Raw genomic sequence first — 21,586 nt, forward strand, 5'->3', positions numbered from 1 at the left:
ACGGACGACGTGAGCACCACGGGCCGTGATGACCGCAACCTGGCCGCCTCGCGAAGAGCGGTGACGTTCTCAGGGGACCAGTCCCGATTCCTTGATGAGCGCGATCGTCGCCTCGAGCTGGTCGAGGTCGTTCAGGTCGACCGAGGGAACCTTCAGCTCGTCCAGGGCGGGTACCCCCGCGGGCGGTGCGGCGTCGGCCAGGACCGGGTACTCGAAGGTCTCCTCGGCGAAGTACTTCTGTGCCTCGGCGCTGAGCAGGTAGGTGACGAATGCCTGCACGTCAGGATTCTGGGCGGCCTTCTTCAGCACGCCGACGCCCGCCACGTTGACCAGGGCGCCGCTGTCGCCGTCGGGGAAAAAGTGCAGCTTTGCGGTGAGTGTGTCGGGCGTCTTGCCCTTCTCCTTGGCCAGCTCGCCCAGGTAGTAGTGGTTGATCAGGCCGACGGCGAGTTTGCCGGAGTCGACCTCCTCCAGGATCGGGCCGTTGCCCTCGCGGATCTGCGGGTCGTTGGCCTTGAGGCCGGCGAGGAAGTCCTTGGCCCTGGCCTGTCCGTGCTGCACCGTCACAGCGGTGACGAACGCCTGGAAGGACGCGTTGGTCGGGGCCACCCCGACCTTGCCCTTCCAGGCCGGATCGGTGAGGTCGAACACCGAGGTGGGCAGCTGGGCGGCGGGTACCAGGTCGGGGTTGTAGACCAGTACCCGCGAGCGGGCGGTGACACCGACCCATTCCCCGCTCTTGGCACGGTAGGTCGCCGGCACCTTGTCGAGTACGGTGGCCGGAAGCGGCGCGAACATGCCCTTCTTGGCCACGGCGCCGAGCGCGCCGGCGTCCTGGGCGAAGAAGGCGTCCGCCGGTGACTTCTCTCCCTCTTCGAGGAGCTGGGCGGCCATGGCCGCGGTGTTGGCGTAGCGGGCCTCGACGGCGATGCCGCTCTGCGCGGTGAATTTGTCCAGCAGGGGCTTGACCAGGGACTCGCTGCGCCCGCTGTAGACGGTGATCTTCTTGTCGGCCGTCGGACCGGCAGCGGCTCCGGTGGTGTCCGCGGATTCGCCACCGCAGGCGGCCAGTCCGAGGACGAGAGCACCGGTGGCGGCCAGTGTGAGCACGGTTTTGGGGAGGAACGTCGGCACCGCGGTGCTCCTTCGGTCATGGAGAAGAATTCCGATTACAACCACATCGCTGTAGAAGTTAGCAGAGCCTAACCTAAGTGTTTGTCGCAGGGCTAGCGCCGGTAACGGTAAGGGGCCTGGCGGCGATATGGCGACGCCATGTGCAGAGGTGGCGCCGGCACTACTCGTGTGTCCGCGACACGCGGCCCCAGGGGAGGTCCCCGGCTACACCCGTCGTACGAGGCGAGGCGGGGCGAGGAGCGCGCCCGGCCGTGGGCCTCCTGGGATGATCATCGGGGGGTTGTCCCGGCCTTCACCGCCCCGCCTGCGCGCAACGGGCCGATCACTTCCGGCGTCGGCGAGAAGAAGAGCGTGTCATCGCCATACCGGCCTGGGCGGAGCCAGTGGCGGCGGGTATCGGCGTCGCCGAGGTCTACCGCTCGCAGGGGCCTCCGGGCTGCGTCAGGTCGACGATGGCCTCTCCGGTCCAAACCACCGATCCCGCTGCCACCAGGACGGGAACCGCGAGCAGGAAAGCGCCGCGTGGGCTGGGCAGTGGTTTGAGCAGGGCGGCGATCCGGCGCGGGACGGGCCCGGGACCTCGCAGGCCCGAGAACGGCACCGCCCCGAACGGCACCTCGCCATCGGGGGACAGCAGGGCCGCCTCGCCGATCGCCCGGGCCGTTGCCCTGCGGTCACCGGTCTGCTCGGCGGCCCGCTCGTCGGCCCAGCGCTCGATCATGTATCCCACCAGGTGGCGGACCTGCCACAAGAAGGGGTGTGCCGCCACGGCCAGTCGGCTGGCCAGCAGCCATCGGTGATGATGGCCGCTCAGATGGGCGTGCTCGTGCGCCATGACCACCGCGTGACTCTCCTCACCGAGAGCGTCCAGCATGCCCTGGGTCACCACGATCCGGCCCGGCCGCCCGGGGAGGGTGAAGGCGGCCGGTCGTTCCTCGGCCACCACCACGACGACATCCCCGCCGGGAAGGGCGGCGGCCTGCTCGCGAGCGGCGCACAGCGACCGCCGCTCCCGCCGGGCGCCGCCGGCGAAGCTCGCGACGGCGATCGCGAGGAAGGCCAGGGCGGTCCAATACGGCCATTCCGGCAGATCGCCCTGGATGAGGACCAGGAGGGCATGGATCGAGACAGCCGCCACGCTCACCGAACTCGCGGCCGCGACCACGACGGCTGAGGATACGAAGGCCACCGCCGCCTGTGCCGGATGTTGCCGGTCGACCAGCGCCGCCATCGAGACGACCAGTGCCGCGGGAGCCACGAGCGTTGACAGCAGGAAATGGTCGATCATCGGGTTTCGCTCTCGTCTTCACCCAGCAGTAGTCGCCGGACCAGTTCTTCGTCGCCGGCCGAGAGCCCGGAGATGAAATGCGTCAGGACAGGTGCGTGGTCGGCCTCGGCGTCGAGCAATCGTCTCATCCGCCAGGCGACCAGCCCCGAGGGGGCGGCGGGCGCGGCATAGCGGTAGGCCCGCCCGGACCGCTCGCGCGTTACGATGCCCTTGTCGTGCAGCCTGGTCAGGGTGGTCACCACGGCACTGTAGGAGAGCTCTCCGCCCCCTTTGCCGCTGAGCAGGTCACGTACCTCCCCTGGCGACAGGGTGCCGGATGCCTCGTGAAGCACGGTGAGAATCTCCGCTTCCAGGACCCCCGGGGATCGGCGAGAGCTCATCGGACGACCATAGCGGCCTCTGCCGCCGGCCCGGAAGTGGTCACCTTCCGATGTTCCTCAACCCGCGTATCCCGAAGGGAGCCGTTTATTGGAGGGGCCCGACAAGGTGGTCGTGAGCGTGGAGAGTAGAGCGCTTCCGAGCACGAACGTCCAGAGAGTGAACGGATCGAGCGCAAGTCGTTCCAGGGCCCCGAACCAGTCGGCGGACAGTTGGAGGCTGAGGCCACGCCAGCGCCACGACAAGCTGCACCGGGAAATAGAGGATGGTCGCTATCCACGCCACGGCGCCAAGCCGGATTCGGGTTCGGGTAGCCGGCATGTCGGCGGGTCCTATCGGGCATCCCGCAGTCCAACCTCGGCATCTCCATGCGCGCCGGCATCGACCTGCTCACCCGCAGGAACGCCGAGCCGGGCAGCATCTTCCACAACCGCGTCGACCTGGAGCACATCGGCGCGTCGGGCCACTCCCAGGGGGGCGCGGCAGTTCCCCGTAAAACGGCACCTCCGCCGCGCAACGCGCGACCACGGCCGCGGTGAGGTCACCGACCCGGGAAGCCGGCCGGGCGTGTAGATCGGACACCGGCGAATCGTCACATTGCCCAAACCTCGCCGTCAATCACTGCTCCGTGCGCGGAGACGACCGGCAGGGTCGATCAGGTCATCCCTGGTCGGCGGCGTGTGGCGATCAGTTGTGCCCGGCGGTGATGTTGAGGTCGCGCGGGACGAGCCACCAGACGACGAGCGCGGTGGCGAGCATGAGCACGCTCCCGGCCAGCCCGGTCATCTCCAACGACAAGGTGAACGCCGCCTTGGCCTGCTGGGCCAGGTGTGCTCCTGTGGCTCCGGCCTGGTGGGCGGCCTCGATCGCGGCGGCCAGCGACTCGCGGGCGGCATCGCCTGCGGCGGCCGGCAGCGCCTCCCGGTACACGGCGGAGGCGACGCTGCCCAGCACCGCGACGCCGAGTACGCCGCCCAGCTCGTAGCTGGTCTCCTCGATCGCGGCGGCGCTGCCCGCCTTCTCCAGCGGCGCACCGGCCATGATGACCGCCGAGGCGATCGCCAGCGAGCCCATCCCCAGCCCGATCAGCAGCAGCGACACGGCGATCCACGGATAGGTGACGGGCGCGGCGTACAGCACGCCGAATCCCAGCCCGGACACCGCCAGCCCTCCGGCCAGCACCGGGCGGGTCCCGACACGCACCGCCAGCGAGGGCGCCAGCGGCGACAGCACCAGCGCGCCCAGCGCGGTCGGCAGCAGCCGCACGCCGGTCTCCAGCGGGGAGTAGCCGCCTGCGAGCTGCATCCACTGCGCCATCAGCAACATCATCGCCGCCATCGCGATCGACGTGCTCAGCGCGGTGATCGTGCCCGCGGTGAACGGCCGGCTGCGAAACAGGCGAATCTCCAGCAGCGGGTCGGACCGGTTCAGGCAGCGCCGGACGAACCAGGTGAGGGCCACCACGGCGAGGCCGAGAGCGACCCACGAACCGACGCCGACAGGGCCCTCCTTACCGAACTGCTTGATCGAGTAGACCAGGGCGACCATCCCGGTGATCGACAGCGCCGTGGCGAACACGTCCCAGCGGCCCGGACGCGGGTCGCGTGACTCGGGCAGCAGGAAGAGGCCGGCGACGATCGCCACCGCCATCACCGGAACGTTCACCAGGAACGCCGCGTGCCAGCTGAAGTGCTCCAGTAGCAGCCCGCCCAGAATCGGCCCGAGCGCGCCGCCCAGGGCGGCCATCGCGGACCAGACGCCCAGCGCGGTCGCCCGCTCTCTGGGGTTGGGGAACAGGGTGCGGATCATCGACAGGGTGGAGGGCATGATCATGGCGCCGCCGACGCCGAGCATCGCCCGTACCGCGATCACTTCGCCGGGTGAGTCGGCCCAGAGCACCGCCGTGGAGGCCAGACCGAACAGTGAGAAGCCGGTGAGCAGCATCTTCTTGCGGCCCCAGCGGTCACCGAGCGCGCTCACCGTGACCAGAAGGCCGGACAGCACCAGCGCGTAGACGTCCACCATCCACAGCAACTCGACCGAGCCGGGACGCAGGTCGGCTGAGATCGCGGGCAGGGCGACATTGAGGATGGTCATGTCCATGACCACCAGCAGCAGACTCGCCGACAGTACCGCCAGCCCGGCCCAGCGCCGACGCCGCGACACACCGGGCTTCGCCGGCGGCGCGTAGGAGGTGCGGGTCATGCCCTCCTCCCGCCCTGCGGCCCACGTTCCCCGGCACTGCTCGGCGAAGCGCCGCCCGGCGGCCGCTCACCGCGGCCATGGTGAGGATCGTGCTCGCCGACGCCGCGAAAGAAGGTCTCGTGCAGCACCCTGGGAAGGTCGCGCCGTGCGACGTCGCCCCGGTTCAGGCTTTCCCGTACGGCGAGCAGCAGGCCGTACACCGTATTGCTGATCCACCGCACCGGCAGGTCGGCCCGCAGGGCCCCGGCGCGCTGGGCCGCCTGGTAGAGCGCGATCTCCCTGCCCTCCAGCTCGTCACCGCGTTCCCGCAGTTCGGGCACCACCGACATCACCAGGTCGGTGAGCGCGAAGTTGTACTCCTCGGCCTCGCCGATCAGACCACTCAGCATCTCCCGCAGAGCGGCGATGATCACTGCCGGTTCCGTGGAGTGGGCGGCCTGCTCGATCCCGGCCCTGTCCTGGGCCTCCTCCCATCGATCCAGCGCGCGGTGACCGAGCGCGAGCAACAGTTCTTCTCGGCCGGCGAAGTGCCGATGCAAGGTGGCGCGGCTCACTCCGGTCGCCTCGGCGATGTCGGCCATCGACGCGGCCGGGTCGTGGTTGAGGTGCTGAATCGCGGCGACGATAATCTGATCGCGGCTCACGGCCATCAGTCAACTCCGTATTGTTTGCGACATTTTTATCTCAAATGATAGCTAATCGTCTGAATCTCGTGCGTTGCCGGTGGGTCGATCGACTCGTTCACCCGCCTTCCCTGACTCCTGCGGCAGACGCGGCGCGCGACCGGCTGGTTCTACGCCCCCGACCTGCATTCGGCGATCCTGCCGAGGCTGTGCGAGCGGATCGAGGCCGAGCGGCCGTCGGATTCGGCCTGTCGCTAAGGAAGCCGTCATCAAGTACAGGCGAGCGTGTCGAGCCTGGTCAGTGAGGTCTTCGTCGGCTTCTTGCGGATCTTCGGGTCCAGCCGAGATGCGGGTAAAACCGGCCATGAGTCGATCTTGACGCCCGTTTGCGCAGGCAGGCGTACGTTAGCGGTCAACCGTGATCAGCTTGAGGGCGTCTTCCTTGTCCTTGTCGGACGGCAAGCTGTAGCGGCGGGTGGTCTCCAGGCGGGCGTGGCCGAGGATCTCGGCGACCAGGACCAAGTCGGTTTTGCCGCGGACCGGCGTGGTGGCGAGCGTGTGGCGCAGGACGTGTGCCGTGGTGGGATCGTCCAGCCCGGCCGTCTGGGCGTTCTCGGCGATGAGACCGTCGGCGGCGCGGGCGGTCAACTGTCCGCCCTTGGCGTCGAGGAACGACGAACAACCCCAAATACCGGCCTCGACCATGGGGTGAACAGGCAGTTCTCCAAGGATCAGCGGCTCTTTGGCCCCTGGTCGTAGCTATAGGAGTTTCGACATCGAGTGGTTGGCCGCCGGTGCCGTGGGCTCCAATGCGTGGTCAGGCTTGGCCGGGCGCGCAGGCGGTTTCGTGTGGCCGTCCGTCCTCGACCCTCGCGATGGGCTCGCCGATGAGATCTTGCAACGCGCTCTTCGGCGCGGTCCGAGCCGAGGGGGTGAGGTCGGCCAGGAGCCGGTCCTCTATTGCCTCGATGTTCCCGCGGGCGGCTTTGAGGGCACGGCTCCCCTCGGAGGTGACCTCGATGATGCGCGCCCTGCGGTCGGCGGGGTCCGGCCGGCGGCGCACCAGGCCGGCGCTTTCCAGTTCGTCGAGGATGAGGACCAGCTTGCTCTTGTTGAATGTGAGGCAACCTTGTGACGCATCTTCTGCATCTGGACGCCGGCGGACGCAGCGACTCGTTCTCGCGCAGGCTCGGCAAGGCTTCGTGGCCGACTGGCGGGCGACCCATCCCGATGGGGTCTACACCTACCGCGACCTGGTGGCGGACCCGGTGCCGCCCATCGACGAGGACCGTGTCCACCTCGCCACCCAGCGGTCATCGCGATCGCGGATGGCGTAGTGCTCCGGCGGATGCGGCCATGAAGACCGCGAGCAGGGCCGGGATTCCCAGGGCGGCGGGCAGGCCGATGAGTTCGGCGGCGCCGCCGATGATGGCGGGGCCCGCGACGAGCCCGGCGTAGCCGACGGTGGCGACCTGGGCGATGGCCTGCCCGGCGCGGGCGGGGTCATGGTTTCCCGCGGCGGAGAAGACCTGGGGGACGATGGTGGCCAGGCCCAGGCCGAAAAGGGCGAATCCCGCGAAGGCGACGGGGATCTGGCCGATGAGCAGTGCGCTGCCGAGGCCGAGGGCGGCGATGAGGCCGGAGTAGCGGACCAGGCGTACCGGGCCGAACCTCTGGGCTAGGCGGTCTCCCGCGAAGCGGCCGATGGTCATGGCGGTGGAGAAGACGGCGAATCCGGCGGCGGCGACGGCCTGGGGGGCGCCGAGGTTCTGGAAGAGATAGACGGCGGTCCAGTCGTTGGCGGCGCCCTCTCCGACGAGCCCGGCGAAGGCCACGATTCCCATGAGGATGATCCAGTTGGTCCATGGGACGCGGCGTGGGGCGATGGTGTGGGTGGTGGGTGGTGGGGTGGCGGGGAGGAGATGGCGCCGGGCGTACAGGGAGGCGAGGGCGAGGGGGATGCCGACGGCGGTGAGGGTGGCGGCGGCGCTGAGGTCGAGCCAGGCGAAGAGGCCTCCGATGCCTGCGCCGATGAGTCCGCCGATGCTGAACATGCCGTGGAAGGAGGACATGACGGGGCGGCCGTAGGCGCGTTCGACTTCGACGCCGTGGGCGTTCATGGAGACGTCGAGGGAGGCGTTGACGAGGCCGAAGAGGAAGAGGGTGGCGATGAGGATCGGCAGGGTGGGGGCGTAGCCGGGGGGGATGACGGTCAGTGAGGTGGCGATGGCGGCGGGGGTGATGAGGCGGGCGCTGCCGAGGCGGTCGGTGAGGTGTCCGGCGAAGCGCATGCCGGTGATGAGTCCGATGGCGACGGCGAGGAGGCCGTAGCTGAGCTGGCCGTCGCTGAGGTCGAGTGTGTCCTTGACGGCGGGGATGCGGGCGGCCCAGGCTCCGGAGACGGTGCCGAGGAGGATGAAGAAGTAGGAGACGGCTCGGCGGGCGTTGGTGGGGTGCTGGTGTGTGGTGGTCATGGGCGTCCCCGGGTGTGTTGGATCCGGGGCGTTATTCAATCATGGTGGGTTCTTGATGTGTGGGCGGGTTCGGCTGCCCGTGGCGGGTCGCGATGGGTGTCTTCCTCGACGTCTTCCTCGACGGCGCGACTCAGGCTCTCCCGATAGTTGCGTGCCGCCTGTGACCATCTGTGACCATGACGGGGCGGCCCTTGGGTGAGGATGGGCCCGGCATGCCGGCGCCGGAGATGTGGGCCGCCGTATGGGTCGGTGAGCCGCTCAGTGGACGGAGAGGCCGCCGTCGACGCAGATGGCCTGGCCGGTGATGTAGGCGCCGGCGTCGGAGGCGAGGAGGACGGCGATGCCGGCGAAGTCGGCCGGGGTGGCGTTGCGGCCGGTCATGGAGCGTGCGGCGAGTGCTTCTACGTGGCCGGGGATGGCCTGGGCGGGTTCGGTGAGGGGGGTGAGGACGAAGCCGGGGATGATGGTGTTGACGCAGACGCCGTGGCGGGACCAGGCCTCGGCCTGGGAGCGGGTGAGGCCGGTGATGGCGGCTTTGGAGATGCCGTAGGCGCCGCTGTCGCCGAAGGCTCTGTGGGATTGCTGGGAGCCGAGGTTGATGATGCGGCCCCAGCCGCGCCGGGCCATTCGGGGGCCGAAGTGCTGGCCGAGCAGGTAGGGCGCGGTGATGTTGACGGCCATGGTCTGGTCGTAGTCGTCGTTTGTGAGGTCGGCCATGGGGCGGCGGATGTTGTTGGCGGCGTTGTTGACGAGGATGTCGATGTCGCCGAAGAGGGTGGGGGCCTGGTGGCAGAGGCGGGTGATGTCCTCGGGGTTGGCGAGGTCGGCGGTGATGGCGGCGGCGGTGATGGCGTGGTCGTGGAGCTCGCCGAGGGTGCGGTTGAGTTGTTCGGTGCGGCGGGCGACGATGACGACGGCCGCGCCGGCGCGGCCGAGGGTGTGGGCGATGGTGTGCCCGATGCCGGAGCTGCCGCCGGTGACGAGGGCGGTGCGGCCTGAGAGGGAGAAGAGGTCGTCGATGGGCGTGGTCACAACGATGGAACCTATCATCCCACCTTTTCGTGTGTGGGGTGGTCCTGGAGGGTGTAGGCGGCCCGCTGAATTCTCTCCATGACGCTGGACAGGTCCCGCAGGGTGGTGGTGTCCAGGTGGTGCAGGACGCGGCGGAAGTCGGCGAGGCCCGCCTCGGCGATCTGCCTGGTCAGGGCGTGGCCGGCGGGAGTGAGTTCGACGCGCCGGACGCGGCGGTCGTGGGGGTCCTCGCGGCGGGTGACGAAGCCGTGGGCGACGAGGCGGTCGACGATGCCGGTGACGGTGCCGAGGCCGACGCCGAGGTGGCCGGCGAGTTCCTGGCCGGAGGCGGAGTCCTGGCCGGAGAGGATCATGACGACCTTGAGTTGGCGCATGGTCAGGTTGGAGTCGAAGAGGGGGGAGGAGGGGCGGTGCTGGGCGAATAGCCGCCCTAGGTCGTGCTGTATGGCACCGATCTGGTCGATCAGTCTTTCGCGGTCGTCGTTCACGCTCACCTCTCGCTTCCTGAGAAGGTTATCGGGAAAGGTAAGCTTTGCGAAATATTCGCATGAGGCGAAGTGTTAATCTGGGGCGAATCTTATTATGACATCCCTTTAGGAGTCCCGCCCCCATGACCTCCTTGGCCAGGTTGAGCCTCGCCAACCGCAGCCTCGTCATAATGATCGCGCTGGTGCTCAGCGCGTTCGGCGCCTTCGCGATCCCCTCCCTGAAACAACAGCTGCTGCCTTCGCTCTCGTTCCCGGGGGCGTTCGTGGTGGCCCCGTATCCGGGCGCCTCTCCCGAGATCGTCGAGGAGCAGGTGACCGAGCCGATCGAGAACAGCTTCCAGGGGCTGGCGGGGGTCACGGAGGTGACCTCGACCTCCCAGGAGGGCATGGCGCAGATCCAGGTGTCGTTCGAGTACGGCACCGACATCGACGCGGCGGTCTCGAAGATGCAGCAGGCACTGTCGCGGATCGGGACGCAGCTGCCCTCGGGGGTCGAACCGCAGGTGCTGACGGGCGGGACCGACGACATTCCGGTGCTGGTGCTGGCGGTGGGCGACGGCGGCGACCAGCGGGTCATGGCCGAGCGCCTGAATCGGCTGATGGTGCCGGAGTTGCAGGGCATCGAGGGAGTGCGCGAGGCGACGGTGACGGGCACCCGCGACGAGGTGGTGACGATCACCCCGAACGTCTGGAAGCTGGCGGCGCTGGGGTTGACGCCGATGGCGGTGGCCGACCTGCTGCACGCCAACGGGCAGCCGATTCCCGCCGGCAGCCTGAACGAGGACAAGGCGTCACTGACGGTGCAGGTGGGTGCGCGGGTCTCGACGCTGCAGGAGCTGAAGGACCTGTATCTGACGCCGGCGGCGCCGGCTCAGGCCCCGCAGGCACAGCGCCCGGCGCCGACCCCCAAGCCGGTGCGGCTGGGGGACGTGGCGACGGTGGAGCGCTCACTGGCCGAGGGAACGTCGCTGACGCGCACCAACGGGCAGCCGAGCCTGGGGGTGTCGGTGACGATGACACCGGACGGCAACGCGGTGGCGATCTCGCAGGCGGTGCGTGAGAAGATCCCGTACATCGTGCGGGCGATCGGTGACTCCTCGCAGGTGACGGTGATCTTCGACCAGGCGCCGTACGTGGAGCGCTCGATTCACGACCTGACGACCGAGGGGCTGCTGGGTCTGACGTTCGCGGTGCTGGTCATCCTGGTCTTCCTGTTGTCGGTGCGCTCGACCCTGGTGACGGCGGCCTCCATCCCGCTATCGGTGATCATCGCGCTGATCGCGCTGTGGGCGGGCGACTACTCGCTGAACCTGCTGACGCTGGGGGCGCTGACGATCGCGGTGGGCCGGGTGGTCGACGACTCGATCGTGGTGCTGGAGAACATCAAGCGCCACCTCGGCTACGGCGAGGCCAAGCGCAAGGCGGTGTTGGAGGGAGTGCGCGAGGTCAGCGGCGCGGTGACGGCCTCGACGCTGACGACCGTGGCGGTGTTCGTGCCGATCGCGGTGGTGGGCGGCATGGTGGGGCAGCTGTTCGCACCGTTCGCGATCACGGTGACTGTGGCGCTGCTGGCGTCGCTGCTGGTGTCGCTGACCGTGGTGCCGGTGCTGGCCTACTGGTTCCTGAAGGCCCCGGCGCTCTCACCCGAGCAGGCGCGGGCGGTGCGTGAGGAGGCCGAGGCCAAGGAACTGCGCAGCCCGTTGCAGCGGGCCTACCTGCCGGTGCTGCGTTTCGCCACCCGCCGGCGGCTGGTGACGATCCTGGTCGGCTTGGTGATCTTCGCCGCGACGATGGGGCTGGCAGGGCGACTGGAGACCAACTTCATCGACTCCTCCGGGCAGGACACGGTGTCGATCAGCCAGCGGATGCCCACGGGCACGGACCTGGCGACGACGGACGCCGCGGCCAAGCAGGTCGAGAAGGTTCTGGCGTCGCTGACGGGCGTGCGCGACTACCAGGTGAACGTGGGTGGCGGCGACGGGTTCCAGGGCGCGGCCGGCGGTGGCGACCGGGCCTCCTACTCGGTGACGGCCGCGGAGGACGCCGACACCGATGCGTTGCAGGAGACGCTGCGCGAGCGGCTGAAGGAGCTGCGAGACGTCGGGGAGATCACCGTGGGCGGCGCCCAGGGCAGCCCCGGCGGCGGCACGACCAACCAGCTGCAGGTGATCGTGCAGGCGCCGGATGTGGCGACGCTGCGCACGGCGGCCGAGACGGTGCGCACGGCGATGGCCGGCCTGGGCGGGCTGCGGGACGTGGCCTCGAACCTGGAGGCCGGCGGCGCGCAGCGCGTCGAGGTGCGGGTCGACAGGGAGAAGGCCGCGGCCAGAGGGCTGACCGAGACGCAGATCGGGCAACTGCTGGCGCAGAGGTTCCGGGGGATGGCCCTGGGTGATCTGACGCTGGACGGGCGCGCCGGCGCGGTGGTGCTGCGAGTCGATGAGGTACCCGAGGACCTCAAGACGGTACGCGCGATGAAACTGCTGACGGCGACGGGCGTGATCAGCCTTTCGCAGGTGGCCGAGGTCGCCAAGGTCGACGGTCCCGCCCAGGTGACCCGGATCGACGGTGCGCGCAGCGCGACGGTGTCGGGCACGGCCGTCGGCAGCGACCTGGGCGCTGTGACCACCGAGCTGACCGCGAAGCTGGACGGGCTGGAGATGCCGGCCGGGGCGAGTTTCACCGTGGGCGGGGTCAGCGCCGACCAGGCCGAGGCGTTCGGGCAGCTGGGGCTGGCGATGCTCGCGGCGATCGCGATCGTCTTCATGATCATGGTGGCGACGTTCCGGAGCTTCGTGCAGCCGCTGATCCTGCTGGTGTCGGTGCCGTTCGCGGCGACCGGCGCGCTCGGGCTGCTGCTGGCGACGGGCACGCCGATGGGCATACCGGCCCTGATCGGCATGCTGATGCTGATCGGCATCGTGGTGACCAACGCGATCGTGCTGATCGACCTGATCAACCAGTACCGCGAGCAGGGGCTGGGCATCGTGGAGGCGGTGATCGAGGGAGGCCGGCGACGGCTGCGCCCCATCCTGATGACCGCGGTCGCGACGATCTTCGCGTTGATCCCGATGGCGCTGGGACTGACCGGCTCCGGCGGGTTCATCTCCCAGCCGCTGGCGATCGTGGTGATCGGCGGGCTGCTGTCGTCGACACTGCTGACGCTGGTGCTGGTGCCGACCCTGTACGTGATGGTGGAGCGGCTCAAGGAACGGCTGCGGCGCACCCCCAAGGAGGAGGGCTCGCGTCCGGAGCTGAAGATCTACGACAAGGACGGGCTGGCGCCGGCCAGGCAGTAACCCGGAAGCCCGGTGAGCCCGGTGACCGGCTTTTCCGTGCCCGCCCCGCCCGGCCCGCGACCCCTGGACGGGGCGGGTGGGGACGGCGGAATATACTGACGCAACGTGACTGCCAAGCCGCGTATCCCCAATGTCCTTGCCGCCCGCTACGCCTCGCCGCAGCTGGCCCGTCTGTGGTCCTCCGAGTACAAGGTGGTGGCCGAGCGGCGCCTGTGGCTGGCCGTGCTGGCCGCGCAGGCGCGGCTGGGGGTGGAGGTCCCGCCCGAGGCGGTGGCCGATTACGAGAAGGTCGTCGAGCGGGTCGATCTGGAGTCGATCGCCGCCCGTGAGCGCGTCACCCGCCACGACGTCAAGGCCCGCATCGAGGAGTTCAACGCGCTGGCCGGGCATGAGCAGGTGCACAAGGGCATGACGTCGAGGGATCTGACCGAGAACGTCGAGCAGCTGCAGATCCGCGACAGCCTGGTGCTGGTACGGGATCGGTGCGTGGCGCTGCTGGCGGGGCTGGCGGGGCTGGCGGCCGAGCACTCGCACGTGGTGATGGCCGGGCGCTCGCACAACGTGGCCGCGCAGTCCACCACGCTGGGCAAGCGTTTCGCCTCGGCCGCCGATGAGCTGCTGGTGGCGTTCGCCCGGCTGGAGGAGCTGCTCGGCCGCTACCCGCTGCGCGGTGTCAAGGGTCCGGTCGGCACCGCCCAGGACATGCTGGACCTGCTGGGCGGGGACGCGGCCAAGCTGGCCGCGCTGGAGGACGAGGTGGCCGCGCACCTGGGGTTCACCCGTCGGCTGACCAGCGTGGGGCAGGTGTATCCGCGTTCACTGGACTACGAGGCGCTCACCGCGCTGGTACAGCTGGCCGCGGCTCCCTCCTCGCTGGCCAAGACGATCCGGCTGATGGCCGGGCACGAGCTGGTCACCGAGGGATTCGTCCAGGGGCAGGTCGGCTCCTCGGCGATGCCGCACAAGATGAACACCCGCTCGTGTGAGCGGGTCAACGGGCTGACGGTGATCCTGCGCGGGTATGCGTCGATGGCCGGGGAGCTGGCGGGCGACCAGTGGAACGAGGGCGATGTGTCGTGCTCGGTGGTGCGCCGGGTGGCGCTGCCGGACGCGTTCTTCGCGTTCGACGGTCTGGTGGAGACCATGCTGACGGTGCTGGGGGAGTTCGGCGCCTTCCCCGCGGTGATCGATGCCGAGCTGGAGCGCTACCTGCCCTTCCTGGCCACGACGAAGATGCTGATGGCCGCGGTGCGTGCCGGGCTGGGCCGCGAGAGCGCCCACGAGCTGATCAAGGAGCACGCGGTGGCCTCGGCGCTGGCCATGCGCGAGGGCGCCGCCGGTAACGAACTGCTCGCCCGCCTGGCGGCCGACGATCGCTTCCCGCTGGACCGGGCGGCACTGGAGGGCCTGCTGGGGGAGCCGCTCTCCTTCACCGGCGCGGCCACCTCCCAGGTGGCGGAGGTCGTGGCCCGCGTGGAGGCGGTCGTGGCCCGCTACCCGCAGGCGGCCGCCTACCGGCCCGGGGCGATCCTCTGAGCCGTGCGCCGAGGGTGCCGAGGGTGCCGAGGGTGCTGCGCGAGGTGGCCGAGGTGGCCGCCGCCTGCGCCGGCGATCCGCTCGTGCTGTGGGGCGCCCAGGGGATGAAGGAGAGCGTGCGGGCCTGGGCGCTGGGGGAGGCGGTCGCGGTGGCCTGTCCCGATCTCAACCGCCGTGACCGTCTGACGGTGTGCGGTGAGCCCGAGCAGGTGGCCGCGCTGGCGGAGTGGGTGCTGGGGCAGGTCGGCCCCTCCTACCGGGTGGTGGGCAGCCGGGCACTGGTGCGGCAGGTGGCCGCCCGCTCGCCGAGGCTTGGGTTGCTGGGGACGTTCGAGTGGATGGACACCCACCGGCTGAGCCCCGCCCTCGGTGCGAGACCGGGACGGGCACGGTGGCTGGGCCAGGAGGAGGAGGGGAGGTGAGCGCACTGCTCGCGGCCGCGGCGCCCTCCTCGTGGGCGGCGCCCGGTGTGGCCGGCGTACGCCGCTGGGCGGGCGTGCGCGGCGACGACGGCGACCTGGTCGCGGTGGCCGCCGACGCCTGGTCCTGCCCGCAGGTGGGCTTCGTCGCCGGGGTCGCCACCGCCGCGCGCCGCCGCGGCACCGGGTACGGCGAAATGGTGTGCCGCCTGGTGCTGGGCGACCTGCTCGCCTCATGCGGCCGCGCCGCGCCGATGGTCGACACCGCCAACCATGCCGCGCTCGCCCTGTACGAGCGGTTGGGGCTGCGCGTCCGCCCGCTCGCCGCCGCGGCCTTGGAGGGCGCCCGAACCCGCTCGGGCAGGCGGTGGGAAAACCTGGTGCGGGGCGAGGTCGCGGCAGGCAGAGTGGACGAAATGATGTCTGGTTTCATACCTGGTTTAGAGCTTTCTCGCGCTTTCTACATCCAGGTCGTGCGGCCGATCATGGCCGATGTGCCGCACAGCGCCGCGCTGATCGGCGCCGGGTCGGAGGTATTGGCGTTCGACACCGAACGCTCCACCGACCATGACTGGGGTCCCCGGGTGGTGGTCTTCGTCGAGGAGCACCGAGTCCAGCAGGCCCGCCGCGCCGTCGACGGCGGGCTGCCGGAGGTTTTCCGCGGCTACCCCACCGCCGTGACCGGCGCCGGCCGGCATGGCGTGCAGGTCGGTGATGCGGCGACCTGGTTCACCGGGCGGCTCGGCTTCGACCCTCTGCGGGGGGTGAGCGTGCTGGACTGGCTGTCGACCCCCTGGCAGCGGCTGGCGGAGGTCACCTGCGGGGAGGTGTTCCACGACGGCCTGGACGTCATGGAGCGCGTCCGCGCCGCGTTGGGCTGGTACCCGCCGGATCTGGAACGCTACGTGCTGGCCGGGCAGTGGAGACGCCTGGCCCAGCAGGAGGCCTTCCCCGGAAGGTGCGGGGAGGTCGGCGACGATCTGGGCTCCGCCCTGGTCACCGCCGGCCTGGCCCGTGACCTGATGCGTCTGGTGCTGCTGATGCGCCGCCGCTACCCGCCGTACGCCAAATGGCTGGGCAGCGCCTTCGCGCGGCTGTCGGGCACGGCGGAGTTGGCAGACGCCCTGTCGGCGGCGGTTGCGGCCACCGGGTGGCGGCAGCGGGAGGAGCACCTGGGGGTGGTCTACCGGCGGGCGGCGGCCCTGCACAACCGGGTAGGGGCGGGTCCGGCGCTGGAGGGGAGCCTGCGGGCGTATCACCGGCGGCCCTTCCAGGTCATCGACGCCGGCCGGTTCGCCGACGCCCTCAGCGGCGCCATCACCGACACCCGCGTGCGGGCGCTGCCGCCGGTGGGTTCGGTCGACCAATTCGGCGACTGCGTCGACCTGCTGACCGACCCGCGGCGCTGCCGGGCGGCCACCCGCGCGATCCTGGACCTGTGAGACTCCGCTGAGACTCCGCCATCCGGTTCGTTTCAGATCTTCGTGACCCGCGTCCCGCATCGGGTGACGACATCGGGGGCCGGCCGAAATCGGCCGGCAGCGTCCTGCGAGGCCGGAGGGTCAGGCCGGCCGACAGGGTCAGACGACAGGGTCAGACGGTCGCCGGCCGGCGGTGACGGGCCAGGAGCCGCCGCTCGAACCAGAGCGTGGCCAGCGGCGGCACCGAGCAGGCCAGGCCCACGAGGACCGTGCCCAGGCTCCAGCGGGCCTGGCGAGCGGCGACCAGCACCGCGACCACGTAGAGAACGAACAGGGCGCCGTGCACCGGCCCGAAGATCTTCACCCCGACATCCCCGGTGGCGGCGACGTACTTGAAGTACATGCCGATGAGCAGTCCCGTCCAGGAGAACGCCTCGGCGAGCGCCACATAACGAAACAGGCGGAGTTCGATCGGCACAGCGAGTACACCTTCCCAGAAAGGGGTCATCCGAAAGCAGAGAATCCGGACGTCGGGGGAAACGGCCTCCAGCCTAGGGGGACCAGGTGCCGGTCCCCTCCGCGGGCCCTCAACCGCGCCGTCCCGGCCTCGCACGGCGGCCGTTCCCACTGCCGCGGATGGCCTCGCACTCCCTCCTGGAAACACCGGAATCAGAAACACCGGAAGCGGAACCGGAAACGCCGGAAGCGGAACCGGAAACGCCGGAAGCGGAGGGCGCGTCCGGGAAAGGCGCCCCTTGACCTCAAGTCAAGTTCAGCTTTTAGGGTCGTATCCTGGCGCCGCGCACCGGCTTTCCCCTCGCGGGGCCTCGAAGCCGCCACCGGCACAGACACCCCGCACAACGAGCACAGGAAACGTGGTGGCGCGTGATGAACATGGAAATGGCCGCCTGGCATTCGCTGTACGGTGCGATGAACGCCCAGCGCGACCGGCGGCCGTTCTCAGCCGCCACACTGCGGCGCATCGTCACCTTCGCCCGCCCGCACCGCACGCTACTGGCCTGGTTCCTGCTGCTGAGCGTCGTCTCGGCGGTGCTGGCGGTGGCCACCCCGGTGCTGGCCGGGCAGGTGATCGACGCGATCGTCACCGGCGCCGCGGTGAGCGTCGTGGCCGGCCTGGCGGGACTGATCGCGGTGATCGCCCTGGCCGAGGCGGCGCTGGGACTGGTGACGCGCTGGATGTCGGCGAGCATCGGCGAGGGGCTGATCCTGCGGCTGCGCGGCGCCGTCTTCGACCACGTGCAGCGCATGCCGGTCGCCTTCTTCACCCGCACCCGCACCGGTGCGCTGGTCAGCCGCTTGAACAACGACGTCATCGGCGCCCAGCGCGCCTTCAGCGACACCCTGTCGGGGGTGGCGGGCAACCTGGTCACCCTCGCCCTGACCCTGGTGGTGATGATCGGCATCTCCTGGCAGCTGACCGCGCTGGCACTGGTGCTGCTACCGGTGTTCGTGGTGCCGGCCCGGCGCGTCGGCGCCCGGCTGGCACGGCTGGAGCGCGAGGCGGCCGACCACAACGCGGCGATGAGCACGCAGATGACCGAGCGTTTCTCCGCGCCCGGCGCCACCCTGATCAAGCTGTTCGGCCGTCCTGAGCGGGAGTCGGCCGAGTTCCTGGCACGGGCGCGGCGGGTGCGTGACATCGGGGTACGCACCGCGATGGTGCGGTCGGTGTTCGTCACCGCCCTCACACTGGTCTCGGCGCTGGCACTGGCACTGGTGTACGGCCTGGGCGGCTTCTACGCGCTGAGCCGGCAACTGGAGCCGGGCGCGGTGGTGGCGCTGGCGTTGCTGCTGACCCGCCTTTACGCACCGCTGACGGCGCTGGCCGGCGCCCGGGTGGAGGTGATGAGCGCCCTGGTCAGCTTCGAGCGGGTCTTCGAGATCCTCGACCTGAAACCCCTGATCACCGACAGTCCGGACGCCCGGGCGGTGCCCGAGGGGCCGGTGAGCGTGGAGTTCGACCAGGTCGGCTTCGCCTACCCATCGGCCGAGAAGGTGTCGCTGGCCTCCCTGGAGGAGGTCGCCACGCTGGACGCGCGCGGCGGCGAGGCGGTGCTGCACGGGGTGTCCTTCCGCGCCGAGGCCGGCCAGCTGATCGCGCTGGTGGGATCCTCCGGAGCCGGTAAGTCGACGATCGCGCAGTTGCTGGCACGCCTGTACGACGTCGACAGCGGCGCGGTACGCCTTTCGGGGGTGGACGTGCGCGAGCTGTCGGCGACCTCGATCCGCCGGACGCTGGGCATGGTGACCCAGGACGGGCACCTGTTTCACGACTCGATCCGGGCCAACCTGCTGCTGGCGCGGCCGCAAGCCGAGCCCGAGGAGCTGTGGGAGGTGCTGCGGCGCGCCCGGCTGGCCGAGCTGGTCGCGGCACTGCCCGAGGGCCTGGACACCGTGGTCGGCGAGCGCGGCTACCGTCTCTCGGGGGGCGAGCGCCAGCGGCTGACCATCGCCAGGCTGCTGCTGGCCCGGCCGCGGCTGGTGGTGCTGGACGAGGCCACCGCGCACCTGGACTCCACCAGTGAGGCCGCGGTGCAGGAGGCGTTGGCCGAAGCGCTGGCCGGGCGGACCGCGCTGGTCATCGCCCACCGGCTGTCGACGGTCCGCGCCGCGGACCTCATCCTGGTCGTCGAGAACGGGCGCATCGCCGAGCGCGGCACGCACACCGCGCTGCTGGCCGCCGACGGCCGCTACGCGCAGCTGTATCGCACCCAGTTCGACCAGCGGGCCGTCCCCCTCGAAGACCTGGGAGACCCGGGAGACCCGGGAGACGGGCTCGGAGCGGGGGAGGAGTCCTCCGCCGTACCCATCCGCTGAGCGTCGCCTTCACCTGAGCGTCGCCTTCAGAAGTGCCGGCGACGACGTGCTCGGCGGGAGCGTCCCGCCGAGCACGTCGTCGCCGGTATCGGGTCAGACCTGCGCCGTGCGCCCGCACCCTCACAGCAGGGTCAGCACGCGCGGCCCGTCGGCGGTGACGGCCACCGTGTGCTCCACATGCGCCGCCCGGCTGCCGTCGGTACTGGACAGCGCCCAGGGGATGCCGTGCACGATCACGTCGTTGACCGAGGCGCAGATCACCGCGGGAAACGGTGTCGGCGCGAAACCGGGCTTGTAGCCCAAGGCGGAGTCCAGGAGACCTCACGGCCGGGGGAGCGGCGCACTCAACCCGACACCGGGCCACGCAGCAACGGATGCGAACGCATCGCCACCTCCAGCTCCCCGGGCAGCTCATCGCGGTAACGCCCCAGCGTCGCCAGATCACTGTGCCCCAAAACCCTTCGCACCGCGTCCATGTCCACCGCGTCGGCCAGCAGATGGGTGGCCGTGGTGTGCCGCAACCCGTGCGGCGTCACCGAACGCCGCCGATCGGGATCCACCCCCCGCTGCACCCGGTCGATCACCGCCTGCACATCCCCGCGCGCCAGACGCCGCCCCCGCCACGACAACAGCAACGCCTTGTCGGCCGAGACCATCCGCCCCCGCGCCAGATAGGCCTCCAGCACCAAGGCCACATCACCGGGCAGCGGCACGTCCCGCGTCTTACCGCCCTTACCAAAGATCCGCCAGTAACGCACCCCGTCATTGGTGTAGAAATCCTCCACATTGGCCCGCACCAGCTCCGACACCCGCGGCCCCATCGTCGACAACATCAACACGATCAGCCCGTCACGCAACTCGGTGCGCTGGTCACGACGCCGCGCCCGCCCCGCGCCCGCCACCTCTCCCGGCCCGCCGCTCAGGTCACGCGCCGCACCGATCAACCCCTGCGCCTGCTCACGGGTCAGCGCCCGCCGCTCCGGCCGCAGCCCTCCGCGCTCCCTGGCCGTGACCGTAGCCGTCGCCATCGGATTGATCTGCACCCACCCGACCAGCACCGCGTGCTTGAACAACGCCGAGACCGACCGCCGAAACCGCGCCTGCGAGGAGGCGGACTGCAACGCCCCCGACCTGGCCTCCGGCTGCGAGCGCCGCCGCCCATCCGGCTTGCGCGCGAAGGCCAGCAGAACGGCATCCACCTCCTCACCCGTCAGGTCATCCAAAACCACCTCCTCACCGACCAACTGCACAAAGGTGGCCACATCCCGCGCGTACACCTCCGCCGTCGACATCGACAGAGCACCGGTCAGGGTCTTGGCCCGCACCAGCTCCACATAACGGTCGGCACACTCACCCACACCAAGACGATTCAGATCAGCCGGCCGCATGATCCCGACGACACCCCTTTCGCACCCAGGCCACCCCGAAGCGGCCACTCACCTCACACCGGCACCGCCCACCGGCAAGGACGAGGCCACGAACACGAAACGGCGGCGCGGGGGCGCCGCCCCCGCGCGGGCCCGTCCTGCCCGCCAGATCACCGATCATGTCCACCCCCCACGGTAAACGAATGCCCGCACCCGGGCCTCCCCCCACAGCCCGAAGACCCGCCCCCCCGAAAGAAGACCGAGCACGACATCGACCACACGACCTTTCGCCGAGCGCCGGAAGCAGTCGAAGAACCTCACGGACGGCAGCTCTCCTCGATCTGGGTGTGCGCCCCGCTGGGGGAGGGGCGCGCGCTCGCACCCGGCATTCGCCTGATATCGGATGAGAACCCGTAAGGCCCCGTACCTCCGCACGCGTCAACGTTCTCCGGCCCCGGCCGGTGACCGCCTCGGAGCCGGAAGGGTCGCAGGTCCCGGCTCGCCGGGACCTGCGACCCTGGCCGGGGCCGGCCGGTCACGGTTGCATGAAGACTTTCGCCACCGGGGCCACGGGACGGATCACGGAGGACCCCATGACATGCCGGCAGTCGTTTTCTCGCATCCTGGTCGGCTTCGATGGTTCGGCCGCCGGGTGGGCGGCATTGAGTTGGGGCGCCTGGGAGGCCCGCAGCAGCGGCGCGGAACTGGTCGTTCTCCACGCATGGGGCGACGTCACGCGGTGTAGATCACCCCATGTGCCCGCCTGGGCGCCCACCGAGGAGACAGATCGGAAGGCGATTGCCGAAACCGTCGTGAGCCGAGCGGTCGCGACGGTCCGCGCCGGGTATCCGAAACTCGTCGTGCGCCCGCTACTCTGCCGTGACAGGGCCGCGCGAGCGCTACCGCGCCACTCCGACACGGTGTGCCGTTCTCGCCGTGCTGGACGCCGTGCCAGGCGGCGACCTCCTGCAAGCCTACGGAGGCGTCGCGGGAGACATCGGTCCTTGTAGCGGGTGACGTTCGGCCGGTGCCGGAACCCTCCTGCGGGTGTGCGATGGAGGTGAAGATACAAGGACTCTCCGAC

General features: G+C 70.2%; 20 protein-coding genes and 1 pseudogene. 8 read left to right on the top strand and 13 right to left on the bottom strand.

Annotated features, from left to right (window positions below; translation table 11 throughout):
* Positions 1–69: 69 nt before the first annotated feature.
* The 3 genes from OIE13_RS11825 to OIE13_RS11835 all read right to left on the bottom strand — a co-directional run bounded on the left by OIE13_RS11825 (position 70) and on the right by OIE13_RS11835 (position 2,802).
* Positions 70–1,134: an iron ABC transporter substrate-binding protein gene (locus tag OIE13_RS11825; RefSeq protein WP_326829985.1), complete on the bottom strand. Its 1,065-nt coding sequence runs from the start codon at positions 1,132–1,134 to the stop codon at positions 70–72.
* Between the two features lie 412 nt (positions 1,135–1,546).
* Entirely contained in the window at positions 1,547–2,422 is an 876-nt protein-coding gene (locus tag OIE13_RS11830) for a M56 family metallopeptidase (RefSeq protein WP_326829986.1), read from the bottom strand.
* Complete coding sequence (locus OIE13_RS11835) at positions 2,419–2,802, bottom strand: BlaI/MecI/CopY family transcriptional regulator (protein ID WP_326640139.1); 384 nt, start codon at positions 2,800–2,802, stop codon at positions 2,419–2,421. The genes OIE13_RS11830 and OIE13_RS11835 overlap by 4 nt, the downstream gene beginning before the upstream one ends.
* A 366-nt stretch (positions 2,803–3,168) precedes the next feature.
* Between OIE13_RS11835 and OIE13_RS11840 the strand changes: the two genes are divergently transcribed.
* On the top strand, positions 3,169–3,339 hold the full coding sequence (locus OIE13_RS11840; protein WP_326640137.1) for a hypothetical protein: 171 nt from the start codon (positions 3,169–3,171) through the stop codon (positions 3,337–3,339).
* A 148-nt stretch (positions 3,340–3,487) separates the two neighbouring features.
* On the opposite strand, the gene OIE13_RS11845 is transcribed toward OIE13_RS11840, so the two are convergent.
* From OIE13_RS11845 to OIE13_RS11860, 4 genes are all read right to left on the bottom strand, one after another.
* A complete protein-coding gene (locus OIE13_RS11845) occupies positions 3,488–5,005 on the bottom strand; it encodes an MFS transporter (protein ID WP_326640134.1) in 1,518 nt (505 codons plus the stop codon).
* Positions 5,002–5,649: a TetR/AcrR family transcriptional regulator gene (locus OIE13_RS11850; RefSeq protein WP_326640132.1), complete on the bottom strand. Its 648-nt coding sequence runs from the start codon at positions 5,647–5,649 to the stop codon at positions 5,002–5,004. The genes OIE13_RS11845 and OIE13_RS11850 overlap by 4 nt, the downstream gene beginning before the upstream one ends.
* A gap of 384 nt (positions 5,650–6,033) precedes the next feature.
* Positions 6,034–6,333 (bottom strand): tyrosine-type recombinase/integrase, encoded by a 300-nt coding sequence (locus OIE13_RS11855; RefSeq protein WP_326640130.1) that lies wholly within the window; start codon positions 6,331–6,333, stop codon positions 6,034–6,036.
* 112 nt (positions 6,334–6,445) lie between these two features.
* The gene (locus OIE13_RS11860) at positions 6,446–6,691 is read right to left on the bottom strand and encodes a hypothetical protein (RefSeq protein WP_326640128.1); all 246 of its coding nucleotides are present in this window, start codon (positions 6,689–6,691) and stop codon (positions 6,446–6,448) included.
* A 139-nt stretch (positions 6,692–6,830) separates the two neighbouring features.
* Here OIE13_RS11860 and OIE13_RS11865 point away from each other — a divergent pair, with 139 nt between their 5' ends.
* Positions 6,831–6,965, top strand: coding sequence for a hypothetical protein (locus OIE13_RS11865; protein ID WP_326640126.1), 135 nt, complete (start codon positions 6,831–6,833; stop codon positions 6,963–6,965).
* On the opposite strand, the gene OIE13_RS11870 is transcribed toward OIE13_RS11865, so the two are convergent.
* From OIE13_RS11870 to OIE13_RS11880, 3 genes are all read right to left on the bottom strand, one after another.
* Positions 6,942–8,102 (bottom strand): MFS transporter, encoded by a 1,161-nt coding sequence (locus tag OIE13_RS11870; RefSeq protein WP_326640124.1) that lies wholly within the window; start codon positions 8,100–8,102, stop codon positions 6,942–6,944. The genes OIE13_RS11865 and OIE13_RS11870 overlap by 24 nt on opposite strands.
* 258 nt (positions 8,103–8,360) lie before the next feature.
* Positions 8,361–9,152: an SDR family NAD(P)-dependent oxidoreductase gene (locus OIE13_RS11875; protein ID WP_326829987.1), complete on the bottom strand. Its 792-nt coding sequence runs from the start codon at positions 9,150–9,152 to the stop codon at positions 8,361–8,363.
* Complete coding sequence (locus tag OIE13_RS11880; protein ID WP_326640120.1) at positions 9,149–9,628, bottom strand: MarR family winged helix-turn-helix transcriptional regulator; 480 nt, start codon at positions 9,626–9,628, stop codon at positions 9,149–9,151. Before OIE13_RS11880 ends, OIE13_RS11875 begins: the two co-directional genes overlap by 4 nt.
* Positions 9,629–9,744: 116 nt before the next feature.
* Here OIE13_RS11880 and OIE13_RS11885 point away from each other — a divergent pair, with 116 nt between their 5' ends.
* The 4 genes from OIE13_RS11885 to OIE13_RS11900 all read left to right on the top strand — a co-directional run bounded on the left by OIE13_RS11885 (position 9,745) and on the right by OIE13_RS11900 (position 16,318).
* Positions 9,745–12,921 (top strand): efflux RND transporter permease subunit, encoded by a 3,177-nt coding sequence (locus tag OIE13_RS11885; RefSeq protein ID WP_326640118.1) that lies wholly within the window; start codon positions 9,745–9,747, stop codon positions 12,919–12,921.
* A gap of 105 nt (positions 12,922–13,026) precedes the next feature.
* Positions 13,027–14,457, top strand: coding sequence for an adenylosuccinate lyase (gene purB, locus OIE13_RS11890; protein ID WP_326829988.1), 1,431 nt, complete (start codon positions 13,027–13,029; stop codon positions 14,455–14,457).
* Positions 14,458–14,480: 23 nt separating this feature from the next.
* Positions 14,481–14,879 carry a hypothetical protein gene (locus OIE13_RS11895; RefSeq protein WP_326829989.1) on the top strand — a complete coding sequence of 133 codons (399 nt, stop codon included), beginning with the start codon at positions 14,481–14,483 and terminating at the stop codon, positions 14,877–14,879.
* Positions 14,876–16,318 carry a GNAT family N-acetyltransferase gene (locus tag OIE13_RS11900; RefSeq protein ID WP_326829990.1) on the top strand — a complete coding sequence of 481 codons (1,443 nt, stop codon included), beginning with the start codon at positions 14,876–14,878 and terminating at the stop codon, positions 16,316–16,318. The genes OIE13_RS11895 and OIE13_RS11900 overlap by 4 nt, the downstream gene beginning before the upstream one ends.
* Positions 16,319–16,469: 151 nt before the next feature.
* On the opposite strand, the gene OIE13_RS11905 is transcribed toward OIE13_RS11900, so the two are convergent.
* A complete protein-coding gene (locus OIE13_RS11905) occupies positions 16,470–16,775 on the bottom strand; it encodes a DUF3817 domain-containing protein (protein ID WP_326640109.1) in 306 nt (101 codons plus the stop codon).
* A 410-nt stretch (positions 16,776–17,185) separates the two neighbouring features.
* Here OIE13_RS11905 and OIE13_RS11910 point away from each other — a divergent pair, with 410 nt between their 5' ends.
* Complete coding sequence (locus OIE13_RS11910; RefSeq protein ID WP_326829991.1) at positions 17,186–19,135, top strand: ABC transporter ATP-binding protein; 1,950 nt, start codon at positions 17,186–17,188, stop codon at positions 19,133–19,135.
* 120 nt (positions 19,136–19,255) lie between these two features.
* On the opposite strand, the pseudogene OIE13_RS11915 reads toward OIE13_RS11910, so the two are convergent.
* Together OIE13_RS11915 and OIE13_RS11920 are read right to left on the bottom strand one after the other, a co-directional pair.
* Positions 19,256–19,342: pseudogene (locus OIE13_RS11915) on the bottom strand (type I methionyl aminopeptidase); the annotation flags it as partial.
* 137 nt (positions 19,343–19,479) lie between these two features.
* Positions 19,480–20,493, bottom strand: coding sequence for a tyrosine-type recombinase/integrase (locus tag OIE13_RS11920; protein WP_326640106.1), 1,014 nt, complete (start codon positions 20,491–20,493; stop codon positions 19,480–19,482).
* A gap of 602 nt (positions 20,494–21,095) precedes the next feature.
* Here OIE13_RS11920 and OIE13_RS36640 point away from each other — a divergent pair.
* Complete coding sequence (locus OIE13_RS36640; protein ID WP_442816063.1) at positions 21,096–21,512, top strand: universal stress protein; 417 nt, start codon at positions 21,096–21,098, stop codon at positions 21,510–21,512.
* The last annotated feature ends 74 nt before the right edge of the window (positions 21,513–21,586 follow it).

The sequence above is a fragment of the Streptosporangium sp. NBC_01810 genome (genome assembly GCF_035917355.1).
In the GTDB taxonomy this organism is placed as follows: Bacteria; Actinomycetota; Actinomycetes; order Streptosporangiales; family Streptosporangiaceae; genus Streptosporangium.